The following is a 12,927-nucleotide window of genomic DNA, read 5'->3' as shown; positions in this document are numbered from 1 at the left end:
TAATTTAAACTTTAACGAACCACGAAACCTCTGGCAGCATAGTAAGAGTCTGCTCCATTGTGGTACACGAAAACATGTCCAAAACGATAATCGCAAAATAGAGCACCACCAAGCTCTCTAATATCTGAAGGTGTTTGTACCCAACTCGATGATTTCATATCAAAATCTCCAAGTTGTTGTAACTCTCGATATTGTTCTTCCGTTAATAACTCAATACCCATAGCGGCCGCCACATCAATAGCGTTATTTTCTGGTTTATGCTTTTTTCTTGATTCTAACGCTTCAAGATCATAACAAAGACTTCTGCGGCCTTTAGGACTCTCCTTTGAACAATCATAGAAAGTATATTCGTCCTTTTCTTCATCATAACCAATAACATCCGGCTCACCACCAGTTACTTCCATTTCGTTAAGTGACCACAATTTTTCATTATTAGTAGTCAGCTTCGCTTCAACTTTACCCCATTCAAGACCTTCATGGCGGTTCATGTTTTTCTCAAAACGAGCTTGCAATACTTTCAATAACTCTTCACGTTTTTCTACTAGTAAGTCATTTTTATTTCCTGTCATATTAGTCCTCCCTGATGTATGTACTGATAGTAGTTTAAGTATATATTTTATAATAAATCATCTCAATATGAAGACCGTTTCAATCATATGTCTTGTACAAACATCTATTACAAAGTCCTAAAACCCTCCATACTCTCTTCAAGCATATAGTGTGAAAACCACATCAAGTTCTGCTTCATAATAGCCACATGAACTCCTGGTTGGTCAGAACTATATGCCATTCCTTTAAATATAATTAATTCTGTATCAACTTCCATATCCATTAATCCTTGATATAGATCATATGCATTTGTAATCGGAATTCTTGCATCCTTTTCCCCATGTTGAATTAAGGTAGGCGTACAAGCTGATTTAATATACGTCATAGGTGATGTCTTCGTATATATATCTGGATCATTCCATGGAGTATTTCCTAAATACATTCTAATAAAGTAAGGTATATCTGTATTTACATAATGGGTACTCCAGTTAGTTATTCCACCGCCAACTGAAATAGCTTTAAACCTGCTACTAAATGTAGAACAGAAAGCTGATACATATCCACCGTTGCTCCATCCCATAACTCCTACTCTATCTTTATCTACTATCCCTTGATCAACTAGTTTATCAACTCCTGATATAACATCGTCGTAGTCAGCAATCCCCTGTTTTCTATAGTTAGCTTTTAAAAATTCATTACCATAACCTGAACTTCCTCTGTAATTTGGCTCTAAAACGATAAAGCCTTTTTCAACAAACTGTTCAATCGGATATTTCTCATTGAAGCAGTCTGAAAATATCGGAAAAGATGCCCAAGCCGGACCGCCGTGAATTACTACTAATAAAGGATATTTTTTATTAGTGTCAAACTCTACTGGCGTTGATAAAACACCTTCTATTTCAAGACCATCACTACTTTTCCATGAGATGATTTCCCTGTTACTTTTAAGTTTCCCTTTGAAAAAGCTATTTTCATCCGTTATTTTTTTATCGTCTAAATAGATTTCAAAGGTTTCATTTGTTATAGCCTTATTATAGGTTATATGATTTCCATCCTTTGTTATAGAGGCATCCATTATAAAGCCATCTACCTTGTCGCTTAATGCTTCCACAGTGCCATCTTCAGCTAGTAATCCAATACGATAATTCGTTTTATCCTGCCATCTAATTAAAATTCCTTTAGCTGTCCACTGTAATGGCATAACTGTACTATCAAAGTTTGTTAGAGGCTGAATTACCTCTCCAGTATTCATATCATATATCTCTAACGTACTATCTTGTATATGGTTTCTATAGTAATCCTTCTCTCTTATGCTTGCTGTGTAACATATTTTACTGCCGTCAGGAGAAAAGCAAACACTCCCTCCCAACAACTTATCCACATTCAGCTTTTGTAGCTCTCCAGCTTTAATATGGAGTATGTATAGATCTCCATTTATATAATCTGCCATATTTGAGCTTGGTGTCGCCATAAATACAACCTTTTTACCATCATTTGAAATATCAAATTCATGGATATGAAAATCCTTACCATCCGTTAATTGATAAACAACTCTGTTCTCGTGTTCATCTGTATCACTTTGTATCACCTTTTCTATTTCAATGTAATATAAACAATTATTCTGGTGTTCCTTACCTATATGTTGAAAATCTCCATATAGGTTCTTACGTTTCTTTATCTCTTCACATTCTTTTGACTGCGTAACATAATAAAGACCCTTGCCAGTAGGACCCCATTTGAATGTACTGACTCCTTCTTTCTCATCAGTAATTTGAACCTCTCTATAATCATCTAGTGACTTAACAAATATCTGATTTCCCCCATCACCAACTCGACTAAGATATGCGATACACCTAGCATCTGGAGACCATAATGGGTGTGTACTATCTATATCACCATTTGATAATGGGTAACTCTGCTTCTTATCTTTTTCATATATCCATACATGATTCCTATATATATTGTCTTTCCAATCAGCCGTCTTCTTAACAAATGCTACGTTTTTACCATCATCACTTATGTTTGTACTTGATACGGTTGGTAATGAAATAATCTCTTCTATACTTAAATATGTTTTTGCTTTCACTTTCATATAATAAGCCCCCTTGTAATGTCCATGAATCTACCGTCTCTTCTTGTCGTAATAAAGGAAATTGTTCACGGATACTTAAAATATTAACGGAAAATTCAGATAAATAAAAGTGAATCCGATAAAGTAAAACTTTAATCTATAGGGCTCTTTCCGCTTATCAATTTTAGATGTTCTTTTTCGACAAAAAAATACCCCTTTTAGATACAAATTTGTAAATTTATTTTAAAGCTATAACTATATGTTGGTTTGGAATAAAATTTGATAAAAATGAAGTCATAAATCTTTATTTAACAACAAAAAAATCCATTTTGAAAAAGCGATTGATCAAAATAGAATTACTCTTTTTAACTAAGTATGAGATTTTTATAAAAAAATTTTAATCAAAACTCACTTAGAATCTTTACTTGAAGAATAAAGCTTCGCATCTTTTTTGTAAACATCGTTAAACTAAGATAAATTTTGACCGCATCTGTAATTAATTGTAAAATATTACACATAGAAAGGTATTATAAAATAAATATAGAAGGGATATGTTTTTTAGTTTTAAAGGGGCTAAAGCACATCTATTTTATGTTTTTAGAGGGAGAATTGAAAAATCATATGAAGAATTTCAAAAAGAGTACAGGTAAAATTTTACTAGCATCCGGATTAGTAGTTTCTATGTCAGCTTGTAGTGTAACTAGTTTATTTGGAGAAAAAGAAAAAACAAATGCTGAATCTGGTAAACAAGAAAGTAAAGAAACTAAGACAGAAGGTAAATCATCTGAAACAAAGGAAAAATCAACTAACTCAAAAGAAGAAAGTAAAGATGTTAAGATGATTATGGTTTTACCTGAGGATTACCCACAACTTATGGTAGACATTGAAGAAGACTTATTAAGACGTCTAGATTACTATGATGCTTCTGTGAGGGATAATAAAAAGGGAAGTAAGTCAAATGAAGAGGTACGAGATAGTATTAAAGACTTAGATAAAGTATTTAATAAAATAGAGCGTATAGATGCACCAGGAAAATACAAGGAAGATCATAAGGAAATTGTAAAAGCTGTTCAAAAGTTAAAAGAATCTTTCAAAGAAGTATCGAAGTTATTTGATTACTCTAAAACACTTAAAGATACGGATGATGCAATCATAGATAAAGCAAACAATAAATTAGATGAAGCAAAACGCATTTGGAAACCTGTATTTGATAAGTTAAAAGCGGAAGCTAAGAGTAGTTCAACAACTACTTCTACAACAAGTGGTACTAGTTCTTCTAACTCACCGAGTTTATCTAGTGGTAATACAGTTAAAACATACAGTACCCAAAATAAAACTGGTATATTCAAAGGAAAAATTGATACACCAGACGAGGGTTCGGCTAAGTTTAAGAATGTACAGAACAACTATAAAGACGGTACAGAGCTTGTAGGTAATTGGGGTATTGATTACGGAGACGGAGTCAAAACTACGTTAGTCCTAAAAGCAGATAAGACATTTGAAACATATGCAAATGGTTCTTATCCAAATAAAGATAATTACTTAACAGGAACATACCAAGCAGACGTTTCTTCCCATCAGTTAACGCTAATGGTGGAAAAAGGAACTCAAAATGGTCAAGAAGTGAAATTGGAAAGACCTATTTATTCATCATATGAGGTTAAAAATTTAGATGGTAAAGCATTACAGATTTTCCACATAGACGAACAAGTAACAATTTGTTATGTAAAACAATAAATAACTAAAAGAACTCTGTAAAATGATTTTTACAGAGTTCTTTTCTTAGTTTTAATTTATTATAAACGATCAGACTTTTTTATAAACTATCAAAATTTATTTCAAACGCATAACTATATTTATTAACCTACCAATCTCCTACTCAACAGTAACAGACTTAGCTAAGTTACGTGGCTTATCAACGTCACACTCGCGGTGAAGTGCTGCGTAGTATGAGATAAGTTGTAATGGAATAACTGCTACTAGCGGTGCTAGCGCTTCGTGTACAGCTGGTAATACGAAGCTGTCACCTTCCATTTCTAAGCCTTTCATTGAGATGATACATGGGTTAGCCCCGCGTGCTACTACTTCTTTCACGTTACCACGAATTCCAAGGTTTACGTGCTCTTGTGTAGCAAGTGCGATAACTGGTGTACCATTTTCAATTAAAGCGATTGTACCGTGTTTTAACTCTCCTCCAGCGAATCCTTCTGCTTGGATGTAAGAGATTTCTTTTAGTTTTAACGCACCTTCTAATCCTACGTAGAAGTCTACGCTACGGCCGATGAAGAAACAGTTACGCGTTGTTGCTAAAAATTGTTTTGCTAATGCGTCCATTTCTTCTTTTTGATCACAAAGTTCTATCATTGCATTTGCTACAAGTCCTAGTTCGTGTGTTAAATCGAAATCAAGAACTTCACCTTTTGCTTTAGCAATATCAGCCGCTAAAATTGAAAGTACTGCAAGCTGTGCTGTGTAAGCTTTCGTTGATGCAACTGCAATTTCTGGTCCAGCGTATAACGGAAGTGTATAATCAGCTTCACGAGAAAGCGTAGAACCAGGCACGTTTGTAATTGTTAATGCTTTATGACCCATTTCATTTGTTTGTACAAGTACTGCACGGCTATCAGCTGTTTCACCACTTTGTGAAATGTAAATGAAGAATGGTCTTTCTGTTAATAATGGCATGTTGTAAGAGAATTCACTTGCCACGTGTACTTCAACTGGCATTTTTGCAAACTTCTCGATAAATTGTTTTCCAACAAGACCTGCATGATAACTCGTTCCACATGCAATGATGTAAATACGATCGCTATCTAAAATCGCATTGCGGATGTCTTGATTTAATTCAATTTCGCCATTTTCATCTTGATACTTTTGAATTATATTACGGATTACAAGTGGTTGCTCATCGATTTCTTTAAGCATGAAATGAGGATATGTTCCCTTTTCAATATCACTTGCGTCTAATTCCGCTGTAAACGGTGCACGTTCAATCGTTTCACCTTGTAAGTTTTTAATTGTAATACTTTCTTTCGTTACGATTACGATTTCTTTATCCATTAACTCAATGAATTGATCTGTAACTTGTAACATCGCCATAGCGTCGCTTGCCACAACATTAAAGTTGTCACCAACACCTACTAATAGCGGGCTTTTGTTTTTAGCAACATAAATCATGTTTGGATTTTCAGCATCAAGTAATCCGATTGCATAAGAGCCATGTAAAAGAGATAGCGTATTACGGAACGCTTCTTCTACACTTAATCCTGTGCTCACTTGTTGTTCCATAAGCTGTACGATAACCTCTGTATCTGTTTCACTTACGAACGTTACATCTTGTAAATATTCCTTTTTCACTAATTCATAGTTTTCAATTACACCGTTATGAACTAATGTAAAGCGTTTTGATGTACTTTGATGCGGATGCGCGTTTACTTTACTTGGAACACCGTGTGTAGCCCAGCGTGTGTGTCCGATACCTACGCTTGCTGCTACGTTCTCATCTACGATTTCACGAAGTTTTGCGATACGGCCTTTTTCTTTGTATACAACAACACCGTTCTCTGCTTGTACTGCAATACCTGCTGAATCATATCCACGATATTCTAGCTTTTCTAAACCTTTTAATAAAATTTCCTTTGCATCTTGCTCTCCAATAAATCCTACGATTCCACACATGTTTAGTCGCCGTTACAAATGCTTACACTGCTCTGCGAACATGTAACGACATAGTCCGATACCATTTTTATTTATACTAAAAAACGGATTACATATTGCTAGCCCTGTAAGCTTGTAACGGCTTTCACCTTCCTCTCGATTGGGTTTAAGTCCGTATATACTTATACAGCTAGTTTTCATCCGTTCCTCTTCTCTCATCACACTTTCACCTTTGTCCACTAAGTCACCTTAATGATTTAAGTAAAAGCTTGCGGTTGTGATGAACAACCGGGAGTCATCCGCCGAAATCTCGATAAACCCCACCTCGTCAACTACACTATTTGTAGTTCTGGCGCTTTTATAATTTACAATATTTCCTTTGAGAAAAAGAACAAGACCATCTTATAACAAACATGGATAAACCGTCAATGAAATTTTTTTCATCGTCTATAAAACATATGAAAAAGGAGCACTTTTTGTGCTCCTTTTTCATATAAATTCAGCTAATTATTCAGCGCCAACTTCGGCTTTCACAACTTCTACAATGCGATGTACATATGCATCACAAACTTCTTGTGTTGGTGCTTCTGCCATTACACGAATAAGTGGCTCTGTTCCAGATGGGCGAACAAGAATACGGCCATCACCGTTCATTTCTTCCTCTACAACACGAATAATTTCTTTAATTTTTTCATTTTCTAATGCTAATTTTTTATCTGTTACACGAACGTTTACTAGCAATTGTGGGAATTTCGTCATTTCCCCTGCAAGCTCAGATAATGGCTTTTTCGTCATTTTCATGATGTTTACAAGTTGAAGTGCACTTAACATTCCATCACCAGTTGTAATGTAATCAAGTAAGATAATATGGCCTGATTGTTCTCCACCTAGGTTGTAACCTCCGCGCTTCATTTCTTCCATTACGTAGCGGTCACCAACTGCTGTTTTATCACTTGTAATATTATTTGCTTCAAGTGCTTTGTAGAAACCTAAGTTACTCATAACAGTTGAAACAACTGTATTATGTTTTAATTGACCAGTTTCTTTCATGTACTTCGCACAAATGAACATAATTTGATCACCGTCAACGATGTTTCCTTTTTCGTCTACAGCAATTAAACGGTCGCCATCGCCATCAAAAGCAAGTCCGATATCCGCACCTTTTTCTTTTACCAATTCAGCTAAGCCTTCTGGATGTGTAGATCCTACGCCCTCATTAATATTCATACCATTTGGAGAAGTTCCCATCGTTGAAATATCAGCTTCTAGGTCTGCAAATAAGTATGGAGCAAGAGAAGAAGTTGCACCATGTGCACAATCTAAAGCGATATGTAGGCCAGAGAAATCTTCTTCAACAGTTTGTTTAATGTACTGTAAATATTTTTGTCCACCTTCAAAGTAATCACTCACTTGTCCAAGATTAGTACCTGTCGGACGTGGTAGTTCATCAACTTCTTTGTCTAATAAAGCTTCAATCTCAGCTTCTTGCTCATCTGTTAATTTAAAGCCGTCTGAACCAAAGAATTTAATACCGTTATCTTGTACTGGATTATGAGATGCAGAAATCATAACACCCGCTTGTGCGTCTAGTGCTTTTGTTAAATAAGCAACGCCCGGTGTAGAAATAACGCCAAGGCGCATTACTTCTGCTCCAGTTGATAATAGCCCTGCTACTAAAGCTCCTTCTAACATATGGCCAGATACACGTGTATCACGACCGATAATTACTTTTGGACGATCTGTATCTTTTGTTAATACATAACCACCAAAACGTCCAATTTTGAAAGCTAATTCAGGTGTTAACTCCTTATTTGCAACTCCGCGTACTCCATCTGTACCAAAATATTTACCCATTATGATTCGCTCCTTTTTCTTGCTCTTTTTGATTGTGATTATCTACTGTTGGTTCTTGACTCGTTTCTTTATCTTTATCTTTATCTTGATTTTGATTTTGGTTTTGATTCTTTTCCTGTTCTTTTTCTGAATCAGGTTCAGGATTTTTTGGTTTCTCATTTTGATTTTCTTGATCGGTGTTTGAATCCGGTTGTTGACCGTTACCCTGTACTTCTTTATCTGGTTTTTCTTTCTTCACAATAGTAACTTTAGCACTTTTTTGTTTTGGCTCTATTGAAATATTACCAGGACCACTCACTTGAATTGAAATATCTTTCGTTCCTGGAGATACATTTTGCAGATTAATTACCGCTGTTATTTGAGCAGCTGTTATTTTATCTACTATACTTGCTTCTCCTGAAATATCAACACTTATCTTTCCATCTTGCGGCGAAAGTAGCTGAGCAGTAACATCTTTAGAAAGTCCATTTTTCTGGATTGGGATACCATCAATCGTTTTTGTTTTCGTTTGTTTTGTTTTTTGCACTCCCACCGAAACCTTCACTTGATTCGGTTTGGCACTTGTTACACCCTTGGGTAATAAAACAGAGGCATCGAATGTTGTAGACTCTGTCAATTGACTAAGATCTACTTCGACCCCCTCTAGCGATTGTATATTATCCAAAATATCTTTTGGACCAGCTATCGTTACTTCTCTCGGTTCAACACTGATATTTGTAACCGCCAATCCTTCTGCTAAACTCCCCTTCTTCGTATACGTTACAGGAACAGTTTTTTCAGTATTATTGGCTGTATTTTGCGTTGCCACATTCAACGTTACACTAATCTTAGATGGACTTGTTCTTACATTTAAACGTTTTCCTTCTTTATTGTATAATGTAACTTCGGGCGTTTTTGTAACAGTTTTATTAACACCTTTTAAATCAACATACGCTTTGGCAGATGAAATGCTTTCAATTTCTTCTTTCGTCCCAACTACCTCAACAGTATCCGGTTTAAGGCTTGATTTTTCTAGAGTAGCCCCCGCTGGCATCTGATCCTCATTTGATAATTTCAGATCTACATGAACATATTTTCTCGCCTTTTCATGAAGAGTAACTTTAATTGTTGATGGCTGAACTGTTCCTTTCACATCATCTGGAAGCCCGTTCGTTTTTAAAGAAATCTCATAAGTTCCTTTTGGACTATCTCGCAAATCAACCGGTATGTCAAATTGTTTTTTTGCTTTTGCTGTAGCAACTGATGCTTTTGGGCCTTCTAATTTTACTTTAACGCCCTCTGCCGGAATACCACTTACAATATATTTCTCCTCATCATACTTAAGATTAATAGCATAATTAGTTAATGTTTCTTTCGTATCATTTGCAAAAGGTAATATACCTGATGTCGTATTTTTTTCAGTTAACGTCGCTGACATAAAAAGCATACACGCCAATAGTAATGAGATCCCTTTTAAAAACCAATGATTCTCCATTAACTTATCCATGACGCTTTCTCCTCCAATTCCATAAAGACGAAGAAGTCGTTTTTTCGTTTCCACTAAATTCAGCTAATAACATATCCTTCAGCTGTTCTGTCTTCAAATCACGATGCAACTTACCATTTTTCGTTAAAGAAATTTGACCAGTTTCTTCAGACACAACTACTGTAATACTATCAGTAACTTCACTAACTCCCATTGCAGCACGATGTCTAGTTCCTAATTCCTTAGAAATAAACGGACTTTCTGATAATGGAAGATAGCATGCTGCTGCTTTAATTGTACTTCCTTGCATAATTACCGCTCCGTCATGAAGAGGTGTATTTGGAATAAAAATATTAATAAGTAATTCCGATGATACGTTTGCATTCAGCGGAATACCCGTTTCCACATAATCACCCATACCGGTCTCTTTTGACAAAGTAATTAATGCACCAATTCTACGTTTCCCCATATATTCGGTTGCTTTTGCTATCGCTGTTGCAACCATTTCAGGTTCATCATCCTCATGCGTTCCAACACGCGAAAATAAACTTCCGCGCCCTAGCTGCTCAAGTGCTCTTCGCAATTCTGGCTGAAAGATAATAATAACGGCTAAAAATCCCCACGTTAATACTTGTTCAGTTAGCCAAGATAGCGTACGCAATTCAAGGAAAATACTGATCATCTTAACGACGATAATAACTGTAATCCCTTTTAAAAGTTGAACAGCTTTCGTCCCTCGGATTATAAGAATTAGCTTATATATAATAAACCATACAATGGCAATATCTAATGCCGTACTAAGATATTTCAAAATGGTCGTATCTTCAAAAGGCATGCTATCCCTTCCTCCTACTTACGAGCAATTCTATCCATATATTGAAATATTGTTTTATGCTCTATCTGTATGTATTTCCAACAACTAGTTAATTATACCATACATGAAACAAACGACAATTACAAACAACCCCCTTTAGCTCAAATTGGTAAGATGTCAAACATTTTTATTGTACAGTATAATATAAATCATTATTATACGCCTATTTTCAAATAAAAAAAGCAACTTCTCAGTTGCTTTTCTTACATTTATTTTAGTTTTTCACCGAATAAAGAACCCATTAAAGCAACTGCTGTTGTTGCCGTTCTATTTCTCTCATCTAAAATCGTATTTACCTCAACAAATTCAGCAGATGTGATAATATCAGCTTCTGCTAACATTTCCATCGCCAAATGACTTTCACGATAAGATAGACCGCCAATTACAGGCGTTCCAACACCTGGTGCATCATGAGGATCAAGACCGTCTAAATCTAATGATAAGTGTACACCATCAGTATGAGATAAATATGCGATTGTTTCTTCCATAACAGCCGTCATCCCCATACGATCAATTTCATGCATTGAGAACACTTTAATACCTTCATTGCGAATGAAATCTTTTTCTCCTTCATCCAATGCACGCGCACCGATAATTACGACATTCTCTTTTTTCACCTTTGGATATGCTCCGTATAAATCTACAAGTGAAGAATGTCCATAACCTAAACTTGCTGCAAGTGACATACCATGAATATTTCCAGATGGTGAAGTTTCCTCTGTATTTAAATCACCGTGTGCATCATACCAAATAACGCCTAAGTTTTTATAATGTTTTGCTACACCAGCTAATGTACCGATAGCAATACTATGGTCACCACCTAATACAAGTGGAAAACGACCTTCTTCTATAATATGATCCACCTTACTTGCTAATTCATTACATACAGTTGCAACTTGTGTAAGGTTTCTTAATTTTGTATTTTCATCTATCTCTTTCTCTCTCTCTATACATATATCTCCCATATCTTTAACGTCATATCCAATTTCTTCAATTCTTTCAATTACCCCTGCATAACGGATCGCGCTCGGTCCCATATCAACTCCACGACGCATCTGTCCTAAATCCATTGGAACTCCAATAACTGAGATTTCTTTTTTCATAGATAGTATCCCCCTTTTATGCCTTCACTAAATATTTTAAATCTTTTATATAGTCTGACTCAACTCGACATTTTTCTGTATGGATATACAATTTATTCACTTATATTCATACTGAAAACCAAATTTCAAGACTATTCTATGTATAAAGTTAACTTAATGAAACAATCGCAATCACTATTATTAAATAATAATAATAAAACACTCCTACATTTAGAAGTGTTTTTCTGATGCTATTTTCCATACTATTGCAATATTTTTTGTTGTCATTTCAATATTTTCTCCTGCTACTTTATATGCTTCTTCTAGTGTCATCGGTCTCGTTGTAATACTAAATACCGCATCTATTCCTTTCTCGTACACAGCTGAATAATCAGATGATACAGACCCTCCAAGAGCAATTACAGGCACAGAAAAACGTTTTGCACGCCCCGCAACACCCACAGGAGCCTTTCCATATGCAGTTTGTTTATCTATTCTACCTTCACCAGTTATAATGAGATTTGCATCTTCTATATGTTTATCGAAATTTGTATAATCTAATACAATTTCAATGCCCCTCCGCAAGTCTCCCTTTAACACTGAAATAACAGCCGCTCCCATTCCTCCCGCTGCCCCTGCACCAGGTATTTCAGATACATCAAAAGATACATATCGTTTAAGCATATTCGCATAATGTTGTAAATTCTCATCTAGCTCTTTCATCATCTTTACATTTGCACCCTTTTGTCTCCCAAATATGAAAGATGCTCCCTGCATTCCGACTAATGGATTATCCACATCACATGCCGCTTCTATCTTTACCCCCTTTAAGCGGGGGTCCATTCGTGAAAAATCAATAGCAACAATCGAATGTAATGTGCCTCCAGATGGATCTATTACTTCACCCTTGTCATTTATAAATCTTACTCCTAAAGCTGCTAACATACCTGCCCCACCATCATTTGTAGCACTTCCTCCAAGTCCTAAAATTATGTACTCCACTCCTTGATCTAGCGCATGTAATATAAGTTCTCCTGTTCCTTTTGTCGTTGTAATAAGTGGGTTGCGCTTTTCAACTGGAACGTGCTGTAATCCTGATGCTGCTGCCATTTCAATAAACGCTGTCTTTTTATCTTTAGAAATGCCATAAAAAGCTTGTATACCTTCTCTAAGCGGTCCTGTCACACTAATTGATATAATTCTCCCCCCTGTAGCATCAACAAGTGATTCAACCGTCCCTTCTCCTCCATCTCCAATTGGTATTTTCACATACTCTGCATTAGGAAAAATTGCTCTAAAACCTCTTTCAATAGCTCCACATACTTCTATAGCTTTTAGGCTTTCTTTATATGAATCAGATGCAATAACAACTTTC

Annotated in this window: 10 protein-coding genes; 1 reads left to right on the top strand and 9 read right to left on the bottom strand. The window is 35.6% G+C overall.

Translation table 11 applies throughout. From position 1 onward, the window contains the following. Positions 1-11 precede the first annotated feature (11 nt). Both HMPREF1014_RS26695 and HMPREF1014_RS26690 read right to left on the bottom strand, forming a co-directional pair. Positions 12-569 (bottom strand): DUF4256 domain-containing protein, encoded by a 558-nt coding sequence (locus HMPREF1014_RS26695; RefSeq protein ID WP_000147396.1) that lies wholly within the window; start codon positions 567-569, stop codon positions 12-14. Positions 570-676: 107 nt separating this feature from the next. Beyond that, complete coding sequence (locus tag HMPREF1014_RS26690; protein ID WP_000864887.1) at positions 677-2,641, bottom strand: S9 family peptidase; 1,965 nt, start codon at positions 2,639-2,641, stop codon at positions 677-679. Positions 2,642-3,229: 588 nt separating this feature from the next. Here HMPREF1014_RS26690 and HMPREF1014_RS26685 point away from each other — a divergent pair. After that, positions 3,230-4,357, top strand: coding sequence for a DUF3994 domain-containing protein (locus HMPREF1014_RS26685; RefSeq protein ID WP_009327644.1), 1,128 nt, complete (start codon positions 3,230-3,232; stop codon positions 4,355-4,357). 138 nt (positions 4,358-4,495) lie between these two features. Here HMPREF1014_RS26685 and glmS read toward each other — a convergent pair whose 3' ends face one another. The 7 genes from glmS to HMPREF1014_RS26650 form a co-directional block, all read right to left on the bottom strand. Continuing rightward, positions 4,496-6,298, bottom strand: coding sequence for a glutamine--fructose-6-phosphate transaminase (isomerizing) (gene glmS / locus HMPREF1014_RS26680; RefSeq protein WP_000334163.1), 1,803 nt, complete (start codon positions 6,296-6,298; stop codon positions 4,496-4,498). A 12-nt stretch (positions 6,299-6,310) separates the two neighbouring features. Further along, complete coding sequence (locus HMPREF1014_RS26675) at positions 6,311-6,496, bottom strand: hypothetical protein (RefSeq protein ID WP_001206405.1); 186 nt, start codon at positions 6,494-6,496, stop codon at positions 6,311-6,313. Between the two features lie 288 nt (positions 6,497-6,784). Then, a complete protein-coding gene (gene glmM, locus HMPREF1014_RS26670; RefSeq protein ID WP_000521476.1) occupies positions 6,785-8,131 on the bottom strand; it encodes a phosphoglucosamine mutase in 1,347 nt (448 codons plus the stop codon). Next, positions 8,124-9,617, bottom strand: coding sequence for a CdaR family protein (locus HMPREF1014_RS26665; protein WP_000359597.1), 1,494 nt, complete (start codon positions 9,615-9,617; stop codon positions 8,124-8,126). The genes glmM and HMPREF1014_RS26665 overlap by 8 nt, the downstream gene beginning before the upstream one ends. After that, the gene (gene cdaA / locus HMPREF1014_RS26660) at positions 9,610-10,431 is read right to left on the bottom strand and encodes a diadenylate cyclase CdaA (RefSeq protein WP_001115697.1); all 822 of its coding nucleotides are present in this window, start codon (positions 10,429-10,431) and stop codon (positions 9,610-9,612) included. The genes HMPREF1014_RS26665 and cdaA overlap by 8 nt, the downstream gene beginning before the upstream one ends. Positions 10,432-10,679: 248 nt before the next feature. Beyond that, a complete protein-coding gene (rocF, locus tag HMPREF1014_RS26655) occupies positions 10,680-11,573 on the bottom strand; it encodes an arginase (protein WP_000711563.1) in 894 nt (297 codons plus the stop codon). A 210-nt stretch (positions 11,574-11,783) separates the two neighbouring features. Next, positions 11,784-12,927 (bottom strand): glycerate kinase (locus HMPREF1014_RS26650; protein WP_000630367.1); only part of this gene is annotated, 1,144 nt, incomplete at its 5' end.

Source organism: Bacillus sp. 7_6_55CFAA_CT2, from assembly GCF_000238655.1.
Classification (GTDB): Bacteria; Bacillota; Bacilli; order Bacillales; family Bacillaceae_G; genus Bacillus_A; species Bacillus_A cereus.
This window is presented reverse-complemented; position numbering and strand designations above follow the sequence as displayed.

What these genes read in the sequence shown, in the direction of transcription:
- HMPREF1014_RS26695 (WP_000147396.1), bottom strand. Translation starts at nt 569, where the DNA reads ATGACAGGAAATAAAAATGACTTACTAGTAGAAAAACGTGAAGAGTTA.
- HMPREF1014_RS26690 (WP_000864887.1), bottom strand. Translation starts at nt 2,641, where the DNA reads ATGAAAGTGAAAGCAAAAACATATTTAAGTATAGAAGAGATTATTTCA.
- glmS (WP_000334163.1), bottom strand. Translation starts at nt 6,298, where the DNA reads ATGTGTGGAATCGTAGGATTTATTGGAGAGCAAGATGCAAAGGAAATT.
- HMPREF1014_RS26675 (WP_001206405.1), bottom strand. Translation starts at nt 6,496, where the DNA reads ATGAGAGAAGAGGAACGGATGAAAACTAGCTGTATAAGTATATACGGA.
- glmM (WP_000521476.1), bottom strand. Translation starts at nt 8,131, where the DNA reads ATGGGTAAATATTTTGGTACAGATGGAGTACGCGGAGTTGCAAATAAG.
- HMPREF1014_RS26665 (WP_000359597.1), bottom strand. Translation starts at nt 9,617, where the DNA reads ATGGATAAGTTAATGGAGAATCATTGGTTTTTAAAAGGGATCTCATTA.
- cdaA (WP_001115697.1), bottom strand. Translation starts at nt 10,431, where the DNA reads ATGCCTTTTGAAGATACGACCATTTTGAAATATCTTAGTACGGCATTA.
- rocF (WP_000711563.1), bottom strand. Translation starts at nt 11,573, where the DNA reads ATGAAAAAAGAAATCTCAGTTATTGGAGTTCCAATGGATTTAGGACAG.